The organism is Novosphingobium sp. BL-52-GroH, from assembly GCF_044813085.1.
Classification (GTDB): domain Bacteria; phylum Pseudomonadota; class Alphaproteobacteria; order Sphingomonadales; family Sphingomonadaceae; genus Novosphingobium.
Genome location: NZ_CP171152.1, coordinates 2,748,841 through 2,767,014 on the forward strand (window position 1 = coordinate 2,748,841; position 18,174 = coordinate 2,767,014).

The 18,174-nt window shown below is 63.3% G+C and carries 16 protein-coding genes; 12 read left to right on the forward strand and 4 right to left on the reverse strand.

Features of this window, described 5'->3' with window-relative positions; genetic code table 11:
- Nucleotides 1-69: 69 nt before the first annotated feature.
- A complete protein-coding gene (secB, locus tag ACFFDA_RS26015; protein ID WP_404480167.1) occupies nucleotides 70-585 on the reverse strand; it encodes a protein-export chaperone SecB in 516 nt (171 codons plus the stop codon).
- Between the two features lie 368 nt (nucleotides 586-953).
- Between secB and ACFFDA_RS26020 the strand changes: the two genes are divergently transcribed.
- From ACFFDA_RS26020 to ACFFDA_RS26030, 3 genes are all read left to right on the forward strand, one after another.
- Nucleotides 954-1,640 (forward strand): Tim44/TimA family putative adaptor protein, encoded by a 687-nt coding sequence (locus tag ACFFDA_RS26020; RefSeq protein ID WP_404480168.1) that lies wholly within the window; start codon nucleotides 954-956, stop codon nucleotides 1,638-1,640.
- Nucleotides 1,641-1,727: 87 nt separating this feature from the next.
- Nucleotides 1,728-2,978 carry a murein transglycosylase A gene (locus ACFFDA_RS26025; RefSeq protein ID WP_404480169.1) on the forward strand — a complete coding sequence of 417 codons (1,251 nt, stop codon included), beginning with the start codon at nucleotides 1,728-1,730 and terminating at the stop codon, nucleotides 2,976-2,978.
- Nucleotides 2,975-3,553, forward strand: coding sequence for a Smr/MutS family protein (locus ACFFDA_RS26030; RefSeq protein ID WP_404480170.1), 579 nt, complete (start codon nucleotides 2,975-2,977; stop codon nucleotides 3,551-3,553). Before ACFFDA_RS26025 ends, ACFFDA_RS26030 begins: the two co-directional genes overlap by 4 nt.
- Before the next feature lie 18 nt (nucleotides 3,554-3,571).
- Here the strand turns inward: ACFFDA_RS26030 and galE are convergent, their stop codons facing one another.
- The 3 genes from galE to ACFFDA_RS26045 all read right to left on the reverse strand — a co-directional run bounded on the left by galE (nucleotide 3,572) and on the right by ACFFDA_RS26045 (nucleotide 6,466).
- Nucleotides 3,572-4,588, reverse strand: a complete 1,017-nt coding sequence (gene galE / locus ACFFDA_RS26035) for a UDP-glucose 4-epimerase GalE (protein WP_404480171.1) — start codon at nucleotides 4,586-4,588, stop codon at nucleotides 3,572-3,574.
- A gap of 137 nt (nucleotides 4,589-4,725) precedes the next feature.
- The gene (locus ACFFDA_RS26040; protein ID WP_404480172.1) at nucleotides 4,726-5,433 is read right to left on the reverse strand and encodes a polysaccharide biosynthesis/export family protein; all 708 of its coding nucleotides are present in this window, start codon (nucleotides 5,431-5,433) and stop codon (nucleotides 4,726-4,728) included.
- A gap of 94 nt (nucleotides 5,434-5,527) precedes the next feature.
- Nucleotides 5,528-6,466 carry a PDZ domain-containing protein gene (locus ACFFDA_RS26045; protein WP_404480173.1) on the reverse strand — a complete coding sequence of 313 codons (939 nt, stop codon included), beginning with the start codon at nucleotides 6,464-6,466 and terminating at the stop codon, nucleotides 5,528-5,530.
- A 74-nt stretch (nucleotides 6,467-6,540) separates the two neighbouring features.
- Between ACFFDA_RS26045 and ACFFDA_RS26050 the strand changes: the two genes are divergently transcribed.
- The 9 genes from ACFFDA_RS26050 (at nucleotide 6,541) to ACFFDA_RS26090 (ending at nucleotide 18,015) form a co-directional block, all read left to right on the forward strand.
- Nucleotides 6,541-6,801 carry a hypothetical protein gene (locus ACFFDA_RS26050; protein ID WP_404480174.1) on the forward strand — a complete coding sequence of 87 codons (261 nt, stop codon included), beginning with the start codon at nucleotides 6,541-6,543 and terminating at the stop codon, nucleotides 6,799-6,801.
- 112 nt (nucleotides 6,802-6,913) lie between these two features.
- Complete coding sequence (locus tag ACFFDA_RS26055; protein ID WP_404480175.1) at nucleotides 6,914-8,284, forward strand: O-antigen ligase family protein; 1,371 nt, start codon at nucleotides 6,914-6,916, stop codon at nucleotides 8,282-8,284.
- A gap of 113 nt (nucleotides 8,285-8,397) precedes the next feature.
- Nucleotides 8,398-10,596 carry a GumC family protein gene (locus tag ACFFDA_RS26060; protein WP_404480176.1) on the forward strand — a complete coding sequence of 733 codons (2,199 nt, stop codon included), beginning with the start codon at nucleotides 8,398-8,400 and terminating at the stop codon, nucleotides 10,594-10,596.
- A gap of 4 nt (nucleotides 10,597-10,600) precedes the next feature.
- Entirely contained in the window at nucleotides 10,601-11,761 is a 1,161-nt protein-coding gene (locus ACFFDA_RS26065; protein ID WP_404480177.1) for a hypothetical protein, read from the forward strand.
- A 313-nt stretch (nucleotides 11,762-12,074) separates the two neighbouring features.
- Entirely contained in the window at nucleotides 12,075-13,175 is a 1,101-nt protein-coding gene (locus ACFFDA_RS26070) for a glycosyltransferase family 4 protein (protein WP_404480178.1), read from the forward strand.
- Nucleotides 13,163-14,419, forward strand: coding sequence for a hypothetical protein (locus tag ACFFDA_RS26075; RefSeq protein WP_404480179.1), 1,257 nt, complete (start codon nucleotides 13,163-13,165; stop codon nucleotides 14,417-14,419). The genes ACFFDA_RS26070 and ACFFDA_RS26075 overlap by 13 nt, the downstream gene beginning before the upstream one ends.
- A 2-nt stretch (nucleotides 14,420-14,421) precedes the next feature.
- Nucleotides 14,422-15,435 carry a glycosyltransferase family 2 protein gene (locus ACFFDA_RS26080; protein WP_404480180.1) on the forward strand — a complete coding sequence of 338 codons (1,014 nt, stop codon included), beginning with the start codon at nucleotides 14,422-14,424 and terminating at the stop codon, nucleotides 15,433-15,435.
- Nucleotides 15,436-15,519: 84 nt separating this feature from the next.
- On the forward strand, nucleotides 15,520-16,902 hold the full coding sequence (locus ACFFDA_RS26085) for a hypothetical protein (RefSeq protein ID WP_404480181.1): 1,383 nt from the start codon (nucleotides 15,520-15,522) through the stop codon (nucleotides 16,900-16,902).
- A 66-nt stretch (nucleotides 16,903-16,968) separates the two neighbouring features.
- A complete protein-coding gene (locus ACFFDA_RS26090) occupies nucleotides 16,969-18,015 on the forward strand; it encodes a glycosyltransferase family 4 protein (protein WP_404480182.1) in 1,047 nt (348 codons plus the stop codon).
- Nucleotides 18,016-18,174: the final 159 nt, after the last annotated feature.

The following is an 18,174-nucleotide window of genomic DNA, read 5'->3' on the forward strand; positions in this document are numbered from 1 at the left end:
GGCCCTGGCGCAAGGTACCGCCTGAAGAACTGCCTTCGGTCCCGGGTCGATCCCGGTACGACGGATGCCTCAGGCGTGGCCGACCGGCTCGCCCATTCCCGCTTCTTCCTGCTGGGCCTGGGCCTGCAACTGCTGGATGTAGAGGCCGTTGAAGTCGATCGGCTCGAGCAGGAGCGGTGCGAAGCCGGCATCGCGCACGGCGTCGGCGATCACGCGGCGGGCGAACGGGAAGAGGATGCGCGGGGCTTCGGCGAACAGGAACGCGTGGCTCTGCTGCTCTTCCAGGTTGCGCATGCCCACGAGCGCGCAGTAGCTCAGCTCGACCGCGAAGGCGACGCCGGCATCGGTGCGCGACGCGCAGGTGATCTTCAGCTCGACCTCGTGGACTTCGCCATCGATCGCGCGCGCGCCGATGTTGAACTGCACGTCGATCTGCGGCTGGTCCTGCCACGCGAAGCTCTCGGGCGCGTTCGGATTCTCGACCGAGAGATCCTTGACGTACTGGGAGATGATCCCCGCCGCGGGTCCGTTGTCTTCGCCGTTTCCGAGGTTGAGGTCGGAAATGATGTTGCCTTCGTCGGCCATCTGATGATCGTCCCGCATGAAAAAAGTGGATGTGCGTGCCGGGGCGCCTAAAACATTTTGCCCGATCGTGGAACACCCGAGCATCCGGAAAATTGTAGTCTGCATGTCCCGATAGGATGCAAGGCGCGTGGGAAGGCAGTCTCCATGCCGCTTCGAACCGGCGGAAAAATACCCCGAACCGGCCGCTCACGCGTTGTTCATTTGTAAAGCCTACCTATCTGGGTCTATGTTGGAGTGCTAAGGTCGATGTGCCGGAGTCTCCCCAAAGGGGCTTCGCTGCATGGGCCGCGAGCCAGCCGCTGCAATTCCGGGACGCCACGAAGGCGTTCATCTGGTGGCGCGCGGACAGAAGGGATGGATTTAGGGACGTGACACCGGAAATAGTGATCCTGGCCATGATCGCAGCCTTCCTCGGCCTGCGGCTCTATTCCGTGCTCGGTCGCCGTGCCGAGCATGAGGAGGAGCCGATCCAGGGGCGCTTCGAAGGCCGCCAGGGCCAGCCGGGTGCGCGCGTCGCCGCGCCCTCCAAGCCCGACGCGCGTGGCGATGACCGCGGCCGCACCCAGCAGCCGCAGCGTCTGCGCGAGATGCCTCTGGCCCCCCCGTCCGTCGAGCGCGGCCTTGCCGAAATCGCCCAGGTCGACCGCCGCTTCGATCCCGCCGCCTTCGTCGAAGGCGCGCGCAGTGCCTATCGCATGATCCTCGAAGCCTTCTGGAAGGGCGACAAGGCGGAATTGCGCCAGCTATGTGACGATGACGTCTATGCCGGCTTCGCCCAGGCGATCGACGCTCGCATCGACGCGGGTGAGACGCTCGACAACCGCCTGATCCGTATCGAGGAAACCGCGTTCGTCGCGGCCGGTGTCGAGGATGGCTATGCCCGCATCACTCTGCGCCTGCGCGCCGACATCGCCGCCGTGACCCGCGATGCGGAAGGTCACGTCGTCGCCGGCTCACTCGACGACGCCATCGAGGCGATCGACGTATGGACCTTTGGTCGCGCCGTGAACTCGCCTGATCCCGACTGGCTGCTCGAAGAAACCGACGAAGGTTGATCCCCGATCCGGGGCTGATATCCATTCGCGCCTGAAAACCGCCCCGCGCCCAGTGTGCGGGGCGTTGGCGTTGGGGAGACGACGATCTTGCAGTTTCGGGGGGATGCGGCGGGAATCGCCCGTCGGTCGGTGCGATCGCTGTTCGTCCTCGCCTTGCTGGCCGCGCTTGCGGCGTGCGGCGGCGTCATTCCCAGCACTGGCGGACCCTCGACGCCGCGCCCACCTGTCCGTCCGGGCCCCGGGGGAGTAACGCAGCCGCCTGCGCAGAACGCGCTTCTCCTGGGTGTCCGCGCAGGGCCCGCAGTCTCGGCCCTGCCGATGACCGCCGCCGATGCGGCAGGCGCTCTTGCCTCTTTTCGCGAGAGTTGCCCGCGCCTGACCGCGCGCACCGATGGCAGCGGGTTGACCCGCCCGGCCGACTGGCGCCAGGCCTGCACCGCAGCGGTGAACTGGGGAGCCGGATCGCCCACCGCGTTCTTCACCAGCTACTTCGAGACTGCCCGCGTCGGCGACGGTGCCGCCTATGCCACCGGCTACTACGAACCCCAGATCGCGGGCGCACGCGCTCCGCTTCCCGGATATACCGTGCCGGTCTACGGCTTTCCCACCGATCTCGTGCGGGCCCGCCCCGGCGACGCGGCGCCGCTCAAGGACGGGCGCATGCCGCTTGGTCGCTACGCAGCCAACGGCGCGTTCACCGCATACTACGACCGTGCCCAGATCGATGCAGGCGCTCTTGCGGGCAAAGGTCTGGAGATCGCCTGGGTCGCCGATCCGGTCGAGTTCTTCTTTCTCCAGGTCCAGGGCTCTGGCCGCCTCGTCGGCGCCGACGGGACGGTGACGCGGATCGGCTATGCCGGCCAGAACGGGTTGCCCTACACGGGCATCGGCGGCATCATGCGCGACATGGGGCTGGTCGGCTCGGGCCCGGGTCAGTATTCCGGTTCCATGCAGGGCATCATGCAATATATCCGCGAGCATCCCGAAGAGGGCCGCGCCCTGATGGAACGGAACCGTTCGTGGGTCTTCTTTAAGGTCCTGAACGGCGACGGCCCGCTTGGCGCGCTGAACGTGCCGGTGCGGGCGGGCAACTCGGTCGCCACCGACCCGCGCTACGTGCCGCTGGGCGCCCCGGTGTGGCTCGACGTCGACCGGCGCGAGGCCAACGGCCTGTGGATCGCGCAGGATACCGGCGGCGCGATCAAGGGTGCCAACCGCTTCGACACCTTCTGGGGAGCGGGTGCACAGGCGCGCACCACGGCGGGCGGCATGAGCGGGCGCGGCAGCGCGCTCGTCCTCGTCCCCAAGGGAACGCTGGCGCGGCTTGGCGCGCGATGAGACGTCCCGGGCGCAGGCTCACCGCCGAGGAAGCGCAAGTCTGGGCGCAAGTGGCGCGTACCGTGAAGCCGCTCGAGCGCCGGATTCCCGCCCGCAGCGCAGAGAGCGAGCAGGCCGTGACGCCGACCGTCGCGGCGCCGCCGGCGCTGCCTGCGAAGAAGATCAGGGGCCGTATCCCGCCGCCGTTGGCGCCCAAGCCCGTTCCTGCCAAGCCACGGCCCGAGACGCCCGCTCCGCTCGACGGTTCGTGGGACAAGAGGATCGCAAAGGGCACTCTGCTGCCCGATTTCAGCCTCGACCTCCACGGAGCGACGCTCGACCAGGCCTACTCGCGCCTCATGCATGGCCTGACGCAGGCCAAGGCAATGGGCGCGCGGGTGGTGCTGATCGTCACCGGCAAGCCCCGCCCGGTGGACGCCGCCGACCGCGGCACCGCGCGCGGCGCCATCCGGGCCAAGGTTGGCGACTGGCTCGGCGCCAGCGAGCATGCCTCCGACATTGTCGCCATCCGCGGCGCCCATCGCCGCCATGGCGGCCAGGGCGCGATCTACGTGGTACTCAGGAAACGGCGGTAGGCGTAGCCTGGACGGCGATCAGGCGCCTTGCGTCTCGCCCAGCTTGCGTTCCCAGGCGAGGGCGTGTTCGACGATGGTGTTCAGGTCCGCATAGCGCGGCACCCAGGGGATCGTGGCCTTGATCCGGCTGTTGTCGGAGATCAGCGCATCCGGATCGCCGGCGCGGCGGCCTTCGAGGCGGCGATCGATTTGCTTGTTGGTGACGCGATCCACCGCGTCGAGCACTTCGAGCACCGAGAACCCGCGCCCGTAGCCGCAGTTCATCGTCAGCGATCGGGCCGGTTCGCCGATCAGCGCGTCCAATGCGAGGACATGCGCGTTGGCGAGGTCCGAGACGTGGATGTAGTCGCGCACGCCCGTCCCGTCGGGCGTGTCGAAGTCGGTGCCGAAAACGCCGACGTGGCTGCGCTTGCCCAGCGCGGCTTCCACCGCGACCTTGATGAGGTGGGTGGCGCCCGCCGTCGACTGCCCGGTGCGGCCCTGCGGGTCGGCGCCGGCGACGTTGAAATAGCGCAGCGCGCAGTAGTTGAACGGATGAGCCTTGGCGACGTCGGCCAGCATGAACTCGGTCATGAGCTTGGACATGCCGTAGGGGTTGATCGGCGCGCGCGGGCTGTCTTCGGTGACGGGCGAGACTTCGGGAATGCCGTAGGTCGCCGCCGTCGAGCTGAAGATGAAGTGCGGCACGCCGGCCGCAACGGCCGCCTCCACCAGGGCCCGGCTCTTGGCGGTGTTGTTGTGGTAGTACTTCAGCGGGTTATCGACCGATTCGGGTACGACGACCGACCCTGCGAAATGCATGATGGCGCCTACGCCGTCGCCCATGCCCTGTTCGGCAAAGATCCGGGCCAGCAGCACGCCGTCCTCGATGTCGCCTTCGTAGAAGGGCACGCCTTCGGGAATGGCGAAGCGGAAGCCCGTGACCAGATTGTCGATCACGGCGACCGGCCAGCCCGCATCCTTGAGCGCAAGGACCGCATGGCTGCCGATATAACCTGCGCCGCCGGTGACGAGGACGGGATGGATCTTGGTCATGACTATCCTGAAATTGCCCCGCCATCCGGCGGCCCGGACTGGCGGGGCGGAGGATATTGGGAATGCCGCAGTGCGTCAAATCAAACCACCCCAAGCGCAGGTGATGCGGCGCGGCGGCCAGGCTTTCGGAACGGGGCTTAGCGGGTGCTGAGCACCGCAAAGGCGTTGAAGAATGGCGCTGTCCGCAGCACGTCCTGCCACAGGCCCTTCGAGGCGGAGAAGCCGACCATGACGACGTCGCCGTCGAGAATCATGGGGTCGGGATCGAGGCCCGTCCGGATCCGCTTGAGGTCGAAGCGGGCGACCATGCGCTGTTCGTCGATGGTGCGAAACACCACGACTTCGTCGAGCTTCGCCGTCGGGGTGGGGCTTTCTGCGCGGGCAATCGAGGCGAGCAGGGTGGTCCGGCCGTCGATCTCGTAGACCCCCGGCTTCTTGACTTCGCCTTCGACCGAGACGTAGCTCAGCGCCACTTCCTTGACGGAGACGGCAACCTGCGGATTGCGCAGGTAATTCTGTCCGAGGCGTTGCGTGATCTCGGCTGCCACGTCCTCGGCACCACGGCCTGCGGCCTTGACGCTCCCGATCAACGGCACCTGGATCATGCCGGATTCGTCGACCCGCAGTTCGTCCTGCGAAATGTCGGGTTCGCCGAACACGCGCAGCGTCAGGACGTCCTTCGCCCGGAGGGGGTAGCTGGTGGGCACCGGAACCGTTGCGGGAATCGTGTCATAGGCGGCGGCGCCGGTGGGAAGATCCGGATTGCGAGTGGTCGTGCTGCACCCCGAAAGGAGCGAGCTCGCGAGCAACGCGGTAAGCAGCAGGGACGAATTGGACTTTTGCACTACCGGATGTCTCCATCGCGACGGGGTTCGATTGGGTGCCTAGGAGGTACTGCGAGGCCCGGGCTTGCGCAAGCGTCGCGCGCGCCCCGCATGTCTAACCGTGCGTCGATAACGGTTCGACCGGGCAGGTGATATTGGCGAGGTCCTTGCGCATCAACTCGACACGCGCCTTGCGCGAACGGTGGGTGGGGTCGCGAAACAGACGAAGCCAGTCCTGGCTGTCACGGCGAAGCCAGAACTGCAGCCCGAGTTCCGGATCGTACCCTGCACAGGCGGCCAATCGGGCGCCCAGCAGGTCGGCACGATCTTCCATGCTGCGGCGCTCGCCCAGGCTGCGAGCAGTTCCGTCGCGATGCAGCACATGGCCGAGTTCGTGGCCGGCAATCAGCGCAACTTCGTCGTCGTTTCGCGAGAACGTGATGAGTTTACTCGAAACCGCGACATTGACGCCGTCACTGACGGCGGTGATGCCTTCGCCGGTCTTGAGGACGAACCGGGCCGGGCAGGTGGCCGTCGGCACGAGTTTTACCTCCAGCGGTTCTCCGCCGCGGCGCAGGCCGAGCAGGATGGGCGAGCTTGCGGGTCGGCTCGCCATCCGTTGTTCCAGCTCGTCTGACAGAAGGGCGGGGTCGCTGGATGCGGAAATGATTCCGGTGACCTGTTCTCCGTCGATCGAGAGCAGGTCGTCGCCCACGCGAATGCCGGCCTTTTCGGCCGGGCCATCCGGAACAACGGCGGCAATCTGCGGCACGTCGCCGAGCCCGAGCAATTGCGCGACCGCCGGCCGGTCGCCGGCGGGGTAGGCCTGGATGTAGTCGAGGGCGAGGCCGGTTCCGGCAGCTTGCTCCGTACACAGATGCGCGGCCGCCAGGTCCAGTCGGTAGCCGACCGTCGCCAGACGCTGGATCTGGGTGCGCAAGGTAATCGGCCAGGGTTCGGAAGTGGCGGCCTGCGCAGCGGGTGTCAGCAGGGCAAACGCAAACAAGGAGATCATCGCGCTTGCAGCACGTCTAAGCGCATGTGCGTAATTCATTTTGCGTTTCATTGTGCGGTGCGGTATACCGCATCGGACAAGTGAGTCCATCGAAACAGGTTTAAGGAGGCTACATGAAGCTCAAGAACATCATGCTTTCGGTTGCGGCCGCTGGCGTGCTCGCCGCTCCGGTTGCGGCCCAGGCTGGCACGACCGCTTCGGCGGCGACTGGCAAGATCGCGAACGTTTCCGGTCTTGGTGCGCGTCAGTCGATGGCTGTCAAGGGCAAGCAGAAGGCTGATTCGGCCATCATCGTGCTCGCAGTCGTCGGCGCCGGCGCTGCCGGTTACGGCATCTACGAGGCGACCAAGGACGACAAGTCGAACGGTTCCTAATATCTAAATACTTCTTTTGGGGCTCTGCCGCCGGGTTATCGGGGGCAGAGCCTTTTATTATCTGTTTGCTCGCCTGATTCTGGGGGGTAATTTTCTGTCGGATCGACTGGCGATGGGCGGTGCGTTCTTAAGGCGTGGGGTTCTTCCCGATGGCTTGCCCTATCAGGCGATGCTGCTGTTCCTGATTGCGGTGATGTTCGGTGGCGGCGGGTCCGGTGCTGGTCTCTCTAATCTGGTCGTGCAACTGGCTGCTTGTGCCGCCCTGGCTTTCAATCGACGCACCGTTGTCGGTTTCTTTGCGCATGCACCGAGGATGTGGGCCGCGCTCGTCGGCGTCACCGTGCTGCTGCCTCTGATGCAGACCATACCGCTTCCTCCCGGCATTTGGCAGCACCTGCCGGGCCGGGACCTTGCTGCCGGGGCGTTGGCATTGCTGGGCAAGGAGCAGGATTGGATGCCGTTCTCGCTGAACGTGCGTCGCACGATCGTCGCTGTAATGGCCCTGCTGCCGGCTCTGGCGATCCTCGTCCTTACGTGGAACCTCGCGGGAAAAGAACGGCGCTCGCTGCTCCTACTCGTCGTCGTGTGCGGTGCGTTCGTGGTGATGCTCGGAGCCCAACAACTGGCGATGGGCAACCGGCAATTTGTTCTCTTCGCCGAGACTTATGGCTCGCAAGACCTCCACGGAACGTTCGCCAACCACAATTCTGCGGGGCTGTTCATCGACATCGCCCTCTGCGCGCTGGTGGGGCTCATTCCCGATCGGTATCCGAGATTGACCTGGTTGCTCTTTGGAGGTGTGGTGGGCTTACTGCTTGCCATCGGCCTGTTTCTCACGCGATCGCGGTCAGGGATAGTTCTGGTGGGCGTCCCGGCGATCTTCCTGGCGGTGCGTCTGTGGCACTTGCGCAAGGCGATCGGACTTTCGCGCCGGAGCGTCACCATCCTGTCGGTCGGCGCGGCGCTTCTGGCGGGTGCCGGGGGGCTTCTCGTCGCCGACAATGCGCGTATCCAGCGTAGCATTTCTAGGTTCGACGACCTCAAGGATGCGCGACCCGCCATTTGGGAGGATGCGACCGGCGCCATCGCGCGGTTCTGGCCCGTGGGTAGCGGCGTGGGCACGTTCGACGAGGTTTTCCAGGTCGATGAATCGCTCGAGAACATCAGTCCTGGGCGTGCCGCGCGCGCGCACAACGATTATCTAGAAATCGCACTTGAGTCCGGCGTGGCCGGCATGCTGCTGGTCGCCGCATGGTTCGTCGGCTTGATCGCCGTGATTGTTCGCGTTGTCCGCCGGGGGGGCAGCGGCATGGCGCCAGCCGCGGTCTTCGTATTGTTCGCCTTGCAGTCGATTTTGGACTATCCCCTGCGCAGTCAAACGCTGCTATGCGTTGCCGGACTGATGCTGGGGCTCCTGATCGCGCGATCTCCGGGGGCAGGTGAGCGGGAAGTGAAAAAAGTGGTTAAGCGTAGGGAAAAGTAAGTCGGCTTGCATACTTGCCGACATGCAAGGCAGTCGGCAGGTTGACACTGGCTGTAACGCCAGGTCGGTGGGCTGCACTCCCGGTTGATATTCAGCCTAGACGTTGCAACAAGATGGCGGAAAAGAACTTGCAAAATAAAGTTTTCGACAGAGATGGTTACGGCGAATATGTCGAAGGTGAAGAAGAGGGACTGAATCTCGCCCTTTTCTTCAAGTCTCTCATCCTGATCGTCCGCCGCAACATCGCCTTGATTGCGGCAATCGTAGCGGGCACGCTTTTTGCCGGTGTCGTTGCCACGATGTTGATTACGCCCAAGTATAAGGCCAGCGCGCAAGTCCTCATCGAGGACCAGGCCGACCAGATCATCGAAGGCAGCGAACTGCAGAAAGTCGGTGCGACCTGGGACACGGACCGCTTTCTGCAGACGCAGCTGGGGATCGTGCAAAGCCGGTCGCTCGCACGTCGCGTTGTTCAGAGCGGTCGCTTCGACCGCGACGCAGAATTTTTCAAGGCATTGGGTGGTGAAATCCCCGCGGCCGGCGAGTTGCGCGGCCGCAAACTGGAAGAGGCGCGCGAGGAAGAGGCCATCAACCTCCTTATTAAGAGCCTCAAGGTAGAGCTGCCCTCCAACAGCCGCATTGCGACCATGACGCTCGTGAGCCGCAATCCCGAGCTCACGGCCCGGCTGGCGAACCTCTATGCGGATCGGTATATCGAGTACAATCTGAACCAGAAGTACCAGAGTTCCGCCTACGCGCGCAGGTTCCTGTCCGACCAACTCTCCGAGGCCCGCGCCAATCTCACCCAGTCCGAGCGCGACCTCAACCAGTACGCGCGCGCCGCTGGGCTGATCCGGGTGACCAGTCAGAGCGAGACGGGACGGCAGGAATCCGCGCTGTCGGTCACAAACAATACGCTCGTGCAGTTGAACGATGCAGCCTCACGGGCGGCCGCCGATCGCATCGCTGCCGAGGATCGTTGGCAGACGCTAGCGAACCAGCCACCTTTGTCGGTTCCGGAAGTCACCGCCAACGCCGCGATCCAGCAGCTACTGGCGCAGAAGGCAACGGCCGAAGCGGCGCTCGCTGAAGAGTCCGCGCGTCACCTAGATGGATATTCCACCGTCAAGGCCAAGCGAGCGGAACTTGCCGAACTCGACCGCCGCATCACCACTCTCGCCAATTCGATTAAGAAATCCGCGTACATCGACTATCAGTCGACTCTCGAGCGCGAAAAATCGCTGACCGAACGCGTGAATAAGCTGCGCAATGAGGCACTCGACGAGCAGGATCGCGGTGTCCAGTATTCCGTGCTCAAGCGTGTCGCGGATACGAACCGGGCTCTCTACGAATCGTTGCTGTCGCGTTATAATCAGATCAGTGCGACCGCCGGCGCGGCGTCGAACAACATCACGCTTGTCGACCGGGCGGAAGTTCCCCGCTCGCCGGATTCCCCCAAGCTCTTCATCAACCTTTTGCTATCTTTCGTGCTCGGGCTCGTCATCGCGGCCGTTGCGGTCTTCCTGCGGGAAATTTTCGACGATGCGATCCGCACGCCGCAGGATGTCGAGCGCAAGCTCGGCATGCCGCTGCTCGGCCTCATTCCGATGATGAAGGACGGCGATCTCGGCGAGAAGATCGCAGATCGTCGCTCTGGCGTGAGCGAAGCCTATCGCTCGCTCGTCACCAACTTACGTTATTCGACGGCGACCGGCCTTCCGCAGGTCATGGCAATCACCAGTTCCCGCGAGGCCGAAGGCAAATCGACGACGGCTCGCACGATCGCCAGGGACGTGGCGACGCTCGGCAAGAACGTCCTGCTGGTCGACACCGATCTTCGTCGACCCACGCTTCACCACGCCATGGGCAGCACGGGTAACTCCGGCCTTACCGATGTGCTGACCGGCCAGAAGACTTTCGACGAGGTAGTGCAGCCCTCGGACGTGCCAACACTGAACTATATCTCCGCCTTGCCGATCCCGCCTGACCCCGCGCTCATTCTGGCCGGCGAAGGATTGGCGAGCGTGATTGCCGAAGCCCGCAGCCGTTACGACTTGGTCGTACTCGACTGTCCGCCGCTTCTGGGCCTGTCGGACGCCGCTGTTCTCGCCAATTATTCCGACGGCGTCCTGTTCGTGATCGATGCCTCCGGTTTCCATCGCGGGGCAGTGAAGTCGGCGCTTCGTCGCCTAGCACTCATCAAGGCGAACATTCTGGGCGTCGTGCTCAACCGCTTCGATCCGAAGGCGGGCGACAACGATTACGAATACTATGCCTACAACTACTACAGCTACGGATCGAAGGAGGACTAGGAGCGTGCGTGCGTATCCCTGGGCGCTGTTTGTTGAGTTCGCGTGGGTTGCGCTGTTCCTCGTCGCTGCGATCCTCGCCGCAGGTTTCGAACTGGACCGACAGGCTCGCAAGGACCCGGCAGTGGCTGCCTTGGTGCCGCAGCCGTTCCGCGGGTACGCTCTGGAGACATTGGCGCGCGAAGCCTATCGCGGCGGTAATTACGCCGCAGCCGCGAGCTTCGCGCGCGCCTTGGTGGAACGTCGGCCGGTGCCTGCGGAATCGCTGTCGCTGTATGCCGATGGCCTGATCGCCACCGGCGACCTCGACGCGGCATTGCCTGCCGTCGAACTAGCGGCTCAGCGGGGCTGGCGCGATCGCTCGACCCAGCGTGTCGTCATTCTGTCAGCGATACAGGCCGGCGATTGGCAGGTTGCGGCCCAGCGCCTGCTGGCTCTTTGGCGGCAGGGAGAACGAGGCCCATGGCTCACGGACCTCACTGCCACGGTGCTGGCAAATCCATCCGCGCTGACGGCGTTTACCGGCGGGATCATCGATCATGAACGCTACTGGGGTACCGATTTCCTCTCCTGGGCTGGAGATATCTTTCCTACCGACACTTTGACGGCCGTTGCAGCAACGCTGGCCAGACGGCATGCCTATTTCGAGTGCGACAGGATTTCGCTGAGGGTCGGGCAGATGGTCCGCACTGGCAAAGCGCAGTCCGCCGTTGCGCTCTGGGGAGCAGCTTGCGCGAAGCGGCCGGTGATCGGGCCACGGGATTTCGTATTCCGGCTCTCGGATGGAAAGCCGGGGCCTTTCGACTGGCGATTGCCGGAACAGGCGGGCCTCGATGTCGAGTTACGCGAGGATGGCGGTGCCACCTCGCTGAGCTATACCAATTCCGAGCCCATACGGGCGGAAATCGCTAAGCGCTATACCGTCCTCGGGGCTGGTGAGCATAAGACACGCCTGGACATGGCAAGGGGCTTCGGTGGGGGCGAGCGCCGGCCGTCGTTGCGGTTGACCTGCTTTTCCGCCAGCGGGGCGCCGCAAGGTTTTGTCAACGTTGATCTTACGAACTCATCCGGTGCGATCCGTATCCCTGCGCGAGACTGCGCAAGCCAGGAAATGACGATCATGGCATCGCGGGGATCGGGTGAAGTGCGGGCCATCATGGTCGAATGAGGTCAGGGCGCTGGAGTCCGCCGACGTCGATCCGGAAGCGCCGATCGGGAGGCGCAGAAATCCGTTACGGATTGCCGAGATGCTATTGTGCATTGCGGCATTTTCAGAGTTTACACTTAAGCAAATATGCACATAAAGAGGCGTTACGGCTTGCCCTACCGGGCCGTTCCGGTTGTAGCCTGGGCGAGGCTTGGCGCTTTTCCTTGCTTTTCCCAGTCCTTGCGCATGCCTTCTGTTAGGATTTCTGATTCACGTCAGTGGCGCCGTGAACGCAGTCACGTCCACTTCCGGACGATAGTTCGCTAAGGTAAGCATGAAACATACCGCCGGCTCGAGTTCCACTTCAGGGCTTAAGATCTACGACGAGGCGCGCACGGCCCATCTGGAGCGGGCCGGGCACGAAGCCGTGCCGGCCCGGCTCCTGTACCGGAAGGCCAGCTATGATTTCGATCGTCGCGCGGCCCAGGAGGTTGGGGCTATTCAAGTCTCGGCACGGGGGGCTGCGTGGCGGGTGTTTGAGAGCGACGGCCGCTGGGTGGAATTGAACGAGCCTTTCTTCCTGCGCGCCCTTCCGCTGATGGTGGCAAGTCTCATCGGAGGAAAGCTGCGGCTTCTGCGCGGTGGAAGGCGGCCTCGTTTCGTGACCTATGCGATCGAGAACATCGACATGGCCCTGAAACTGTCCAGTCATAGCAGGCTGCCAACTCCCTTGCTGCGCCTGACCTTGGGCAGGATCCTGAGGTGGGCCTTCGCCTCATACGACAGGGTGGCATTCGGGACGCTTGCCGCCAAGCAGGCTTACGAAGATCTGCTCGGTCCGCTTCCCAGACGGGTCGAGACGGCGATCTTTCCGGCCGTCGAACCGGCCTGTAGCCAATGCGATTGTGCCAAGGTCCCGGGTACGGTCATTTTCGTCGGCGCGTTCGACGAGCGCAAGGGGGTCTCGCACCTCATGGCGGCTTGGCCGGAAGTGGTGCGCGCGGTTCCGGGCGCGCGGCTCGCGATCATCGGCAAGGGAGCGATGACCGATCGGGTGCAGGCCTGGGCGAACAGACGGTCCGATGTAGTCGTGCAGATCGATCCGCCGCGCCGGGCCATCCATGAGGGGTTGTCGCGCAGCAACGTATTGGTGCTTCCCTCGATATCCTCGGCGCGCTGGCGAGAACAAGTGGGGCTGCCTATAGTCGAGGCGCTTTCCCATGGTTGCGCGGTCGTCACCACCCGCGAAACAGGCTTGTGCGAGTGGCTCGAAGATCACGGCCACACGATTGTTGACGACCCGACCGATGCTCGGTCGCTGTCCCGGGCTATCGCCGGTGCACTCCTCAAAAATCCGGGCGGCGAGGCGATACTCGAGACGCTGCCGCTGCTCAGCGGGCGCATGCAAGCGGAGGAATGGCTGTGGCGGGACTGATCGCCCATGCCGGGAAACTGGTCCTGCGGTTCGGCCCCACCACTGCCGTGCTGCTGCTTTCGCAGGCCGTTTCGGCATTAAGCCTTTTCATGTTGCCACTCCTGGGACTGCGCGTATCCGATGTCTATGCAATCGCGGTGCAGACGGGCACCGGGCCATACAACGGACTGGTGCTTGGCGTGATTTACCTGATGGTGATCGGCCGCCCCAATTTCGATCGCTGGAAACTCGTCTACTTCGCCGTGGTGGCATTCGCGATCGTTCTCACGGCCTATTCGCTGGTGTCGGCGCTCAAGCGCAGCGCGGATCATGCCTTGCCTATGGGCCAGACCGCCTGGATCGTCCTGCTGTTCGGAGGCGGTAGCATCGCGCTTGGAATCGCCAGCGTCAGGGGGGTGCGGCAGGCGTGCCTGGGCCGGCCCTGGTTGCTTGCCGGGGTGACGATGGGTCCGAACCTGGGCATGGCGCTGACGACCGGCGCCCTCCATTTCGGCTTCGCAGGTCTGGCGTTCGCCCCCGTGCTACCCGCTGCAGCTTGGTCGCTCGTGGCTTTCGTGATCGCGGTCGTCTTCGTTGCCCTGCCCCTGCCCGTCAACAACGCGGCGCAGAACAAGCACGCGCCCGAACCGGCTCGGAACAAGTTTCTCCATGCTCTCGGGCTGGTTGTGGGGCTGGTGACCAGTACCATCCTGCCGATCGGTTTTGTCACCGCGGCAGGGAACTTGAGTGCGGGCTCCGCCACCGTCCTCTTCCTGGCAAACCGCATCGGGAGTGCCATTGTCGGCGTTTTCGTGAACGCGGTGCTTATGGTCCGCATCAACTGGGAGGATACGGAGCGCCTTTACGGACGCTATTCGTTCGCCTTTCCGCTGATTTCGAACCTGATGGTGCTGGCCGCGGCGCTCTGGAACCATCTCGGGGGACAGCAGACGATTTCCTACGCGATCGTCGCTCTGGCCTGGCTGTCCTTGACGTCGTCCACCCCCATCGTCCTGCGTGAGGCCAACGTCAGAAGGCTGGGTTCCGTCATCATGACCAAGGCCCTGATCGACCTCGCAGTGTCGAGCCTGGCGCTTCTCTATTTCCAGCGCTGGCCCAGTGCTACCGGCTATTTCGGCGCCGCGATGATATCGCAGAGCATCACCTGCATCGTTTGCGGCTGGGCGTTCCACGATCGGCGCCTCGTCGGCGTGTCGCTGCCGGGTCTGGCCCTGGCTATTCTGCTTCTCATCCGGGGATGGTGACAATGACGGCTTCTCCACTCGTCTACATCGCGATGGTCAACTACGGGCGAGCAGACGACACCATCGAGTGCCTGAAATCGCTTCACGGGCTCACGGGTGTCGACTTCCGGGTGGTCTTGGTCGACAACGACTCACCTGACGGCTCCGTACAGTACCTGAATGCCTGGTTTGATGCCGGCGAACCGGATGGCTCAGGATGGATCACGCTCGGCCGTGTCGGGCAGGCGTCCTTCGACCTGAAATTTGTAGCTTCCCCGGACAACACAGGCTTTGCGGGAGGCTGCAATATCGGAATTCGTGAAGCGCTCGCTGATCCCGATTGCACGCATGTTTGGCTGTTGAACAATGACACCCTGGTTGAACCGGATTCCCTGTCGGCGCTCATCCACCGCTTCGATCGCGACGACCGCGTGGGAATTTGCGGCTCGACTCTCGTCTATCACCAACCCGAAGACATTGTGCAGGGATGCGGCGGACGGTTCGACATGGTGTCGGGACGCGGCACTCCGATCGGCGCGTTTCGCGAGCGCGGCACCTTGCCGGCACCCGACGAAGTCGAGCGGGAGATGGATTACGTGATCGGCGCCTCGATGCTCGTCTCTATGGACCTGATCCGGAGCGTGGGCGAAATGGATGAGCGATACTTCCTCTATTTCGAGGAACTCGACTGGGCCCTTCGCGCCAGGCGCGGGGGCTTTGCGCTGGGATGGGCGCCCGATTCGGTCGTCATCCACAAGGAAGGGGCCGCGATCGGGACCTCGACGCGCGGCCGGCCCAGCGTGATGGCAACTTATTTCATGACCGTCGGATACCTGAGACTCATTCGGGCTCACAGGGTCGGCGTCCTACCGCTTGCCCTGGCGCTTTCGCTGGCAAGAGCCGTAAAATGGGCTTTGGCGGGAGACCAGGCACACAGCAGGACAGTGGTTCAAGGCATTCGCGACTTCCTGCAGAGCCCTTCGCGGTACGTGGCCGGTTCCTACCATGGCATGGGGAGTAAAATCGAGGGCCAATGAGGGGCGCTGCCAGTTTGGTGCTTTGATCCGGAATGCCGCAGGAAAGCGGCAATTCCGTCGCTGAGTTAAATAGAGGTCGTAAGTATGGTCGACATGCGCAGAAGATCGCTGCTCAAGGCATCCGCCACTGCGGGACTGGCGGGAACAATCGCAGTCGCGCCTGGCGCGATTTCGGCATCGGCAGAGGTAGCCAAGGGATCGACGTTGACGCTGGGGGCATTTGGCGCCAAGGGCGGTGGCGCAGACGATGCGGACGCTATTACTGCGCTGAACGATTACGTCTGTGCCCGGGTCGAACGGATTAGCGATGCTTATCGCAGCACCTTCGGTTTTGTTCAAAGCGGGCTTGTTGTCGACCTAGTTGGAATTCATTGCTTTTCGAATACCTTGGTAATTTATCCAGGCGTTGATTATCGTTTGCCGACGGGATCGACGCTCGTGGGATGCAAAGCTGGCCAAACCATCGTGCGCACTGCGTCGAAAGCGGAATTGGGGACGATCGGCGCCATTTACGGCAGCTCCGCGTCGAGCATGCGCGGCGGCGGGTGTATTGACGGCGCGGAACTCGCCTCGATCGGGTTCCTGGCAGACACGGTAACTGACTGCAGTCGGTTCGAGTTTACAGTCGTGCGCTGCTCACACCGACGCTATCGGACTACCTGCTCGGGGGGCGCGGGCGGGAGCGAGGTGACGGTATCTGGTTCGATCGATGCGCGCGTCGGCGATACCGTTCAGATTCCCGAGGCCCCAGATGAGTTCTTTTCGGTCGTCGAGGTTCGCGGGCACACGCTGAAGCTTGGCCGCACGTTGCGCCGCGCGCTCGACGGAGCGGCTTTGGTGCACCGGGCCTGTGGTCTTTCGGGCATCGATGCGCAGATTACTCGGTTCGATGTGCAGGCGAGCCGCAATGACGTAGGGTGGTCTTTCGGCGCAAATGCCGATGGGATCCACGGCACCGACCTGCGAGTGACCGGCAAGGCCGAGTTCAACATGATCGGGCTCATTTTTATACAGGGCGATGGCCGCTTTCGCGATGTCACGCTGATGCATAATTTCGACCGGGAACTGGTCTATGTTTCCGGAATCGCGTCTTGTTTCGACGGAATATACCTTGAAACCATGAGCGACGCACAAGCCAAGAATGTGCCTCCACCCGTGAACGATAAAGTCGATCTGCAGCGCCAGCCCCTGGTCGATGTACGTGGTGGCCGAATGACCATGAGAGACGTCAACTGGCCCAACAACCCCACGTCGACGAGCTTCCGGCGTCTGCTGCGCAACCGCGGTGACACTCTCGTCTCAGGTATGGTCGGGTCCACAGTGCCGCTACTTCATAACCCCGCCGACCCCGATGACATTTCCCCGTTCGAGGAGGTCGCCGGCAGCCGGTTGACGATCCGTGACGTGAGGGGCTGGACCAACATACGCAGCGATGCCGCTTTGCGAAAGCCGGTGCGCGACCGCTAGCGCTCATAAGAATTTTAGGTTTCCCGCCTGAGCCCGGGAGGTCCTTTTACAAGGTCGAAACAACGGATGACGATACACCTGGCAATCATTGATCCGCTCGGCATGCATGGCGGGATGCATTATTATGATCACGATCTGGCCAATGCGCTCGTTGAGCAGGGGCATGGTATCGAAGTGTTTGTGGCGACTACGGGTCTGGAAGGGCAAGCTGCCTATCGTATGCATCCCTCATTCGAAAACGTTTACGGAGATGGGCAAGGCTCCCGTTTGAAGCGTGCTCGCAATCTGGCGATCGGCCTGGTGCGTGCGCTCTTCAAAGCCAAGGGAGCGGGAAGCAGTGCGATCTTGATTCATGTTTTCAAATCTGACGTTTTCGAATTCCTGACCGTGGCGATGGCCCGCGTCATGGGCATGCGTGCTTATGCGATCGTTCACGACGTGGCCCGCCTCGATGCAAAGACGCGGTTGGAGTTTCGTGGCGCGATCGTCCGTTTTGCCAGCGGGCTGGTCGTTCACAATGCCTTCTCCAGGAGCGCACTCGTCGCGGCGACGCCGCTGGCGGACAGAAAGACTGCGATCGTACCCCACGGAAACTATGTCGATCGTTTCCCGGATATGCCTTCGATGATGCAGGCGCGCGAGGTTCTTGGATTGCCGCAAAGTCCGTTAGTGCTGCTGTTCTTCGGCAATCCGCGCCGGGAAAAAGGCCTTTCGCTATTGATCGAAGCCATGGAGCCGCTGAAGGATAACCAGCGTTTGCTGCTGGTGGTCGCGGGCAAGATGAAGCCTGCCGATGAAGCCGAGCTTCGTGCAGACATTCGCGCGCGGGGTCTCGACGCCCGTGTCCGGCTCGACATCGGCCATGTGGCGGACGAGGCAATGCCGCTGTATTTTCGCGCGTCGTGTGCGGTGATCCTGCCCTATCATCGCGTCTACGAAAGCGGGGTGGCGCTCATGGCGATGAGCTTCGGGCGCACGATCCTGGCAAGCGACCTGGCGGTGTTCAGGGATCTCGTGACTTCGGGGGGGGGGAGGCACCCTGTTCGAAGAAGGAAACGCCGAATCGCTGACAGAATGCCTGCGCGAGCAGCTCGACACGGCTCCCGATTTTGAAGCTCTCGGAGCGCAGGCACGCGGGTTCGTGGTTGAGCAGCGCAGCTGGGCGCATTCCGGAGCTTTGCTTGCCCGATTCATGAACCGGAAGGAGGCGTTATTAAGGATTTGGGCCGAGGATCGGATATGAAGCGGGCGGTCATCCGGGACCGCTCGATG

What these genes read in the sequence shown, in the direction of transcription:
- secB (WP_404480167.1), bottom strand. Translation starts at nt 585, where the DNA reads ATGGCCGACGAAGGCAACATCATTTCCGACCTCAACCTCGGAAACGGC.
- ACFFDA_RS26030 (WP_404480170.1), top strand. Translation starts at nt 2,975, where the DNA reads ATGAGACGTCCCGGGCGCAGGCTCACCGCCGAGGAAGCGCAAGTCTGG.
- galE (WP_404480171.1), bottom strand. Translation starts at nt 4,588, where the DNA reads ATGACCAAGATCCATCCCGTCCTCGTCACCGGCGGCGCAGGTTATATC.
- ACFFDA_RS26045 (WP_404480173.1), bottom strand. Translation starts at nt 6,466, where the DNA reads ATGAATTACGCACATGCGCTTAGACGTGCTGCAAGCGCGATGATCTCC.
- ACFFDA_RS26050 (WP_404480174.1), top strand. Translation starts at nt 6,541, where the DNA reads ATGAAGCTCAAGAACATCATGCTTTCGGTTGCGGCCGCTGGCGTGCTC.
- ACFFDA_RS26055 (WP_404480175.1), top strand. Translation starts at nt 6,914, where the DNA reads ATGGGCGGTGCGTTCTTAAGGCGTGGGGTTCTTCCCGATGGCTTGCCC.
- ACFFDA_RS26060 (WP_404480176.1), top strand. Translation starts at nt 8,398, where the DNA reads ATGGCGGAAAAGAACTTGCAAAATAAAGTTTTCGACAGAGATGGTTAC.
- ACFFDA_RS26070 (WP_404480178.1), top strand. Translation starts at nt 12,075, where the DNA reads ATGAAACATACCGCCGGCTCGAGTTCCACTTCAGGGCTTAAGATCTAC.
- ACFFDA_RS26080 (WP_404480180.1), top strand. Translation starts at nt 14,422, where the DNA reads ATGACGGCTTCTCCACTCGTCTACATCGCGATGGTCAACTACGGGCGA.
- ACFFDA_RS26085 (WP_404480181.1), top strand. Translation starts at nt 15,520, where the DNA reads ATGGTCGACATGCGCAGAAGATCGCTGCTCAAGGCATCCGCCACTGCG.
- ACFFDA_RS26090 (WP_404480182.1), top strand. Translation starts at nt 16,969, where the DNA reads ATGACGATACACCTGGCAATCATTGATCCGCTCGGCATGCATGGCGGG.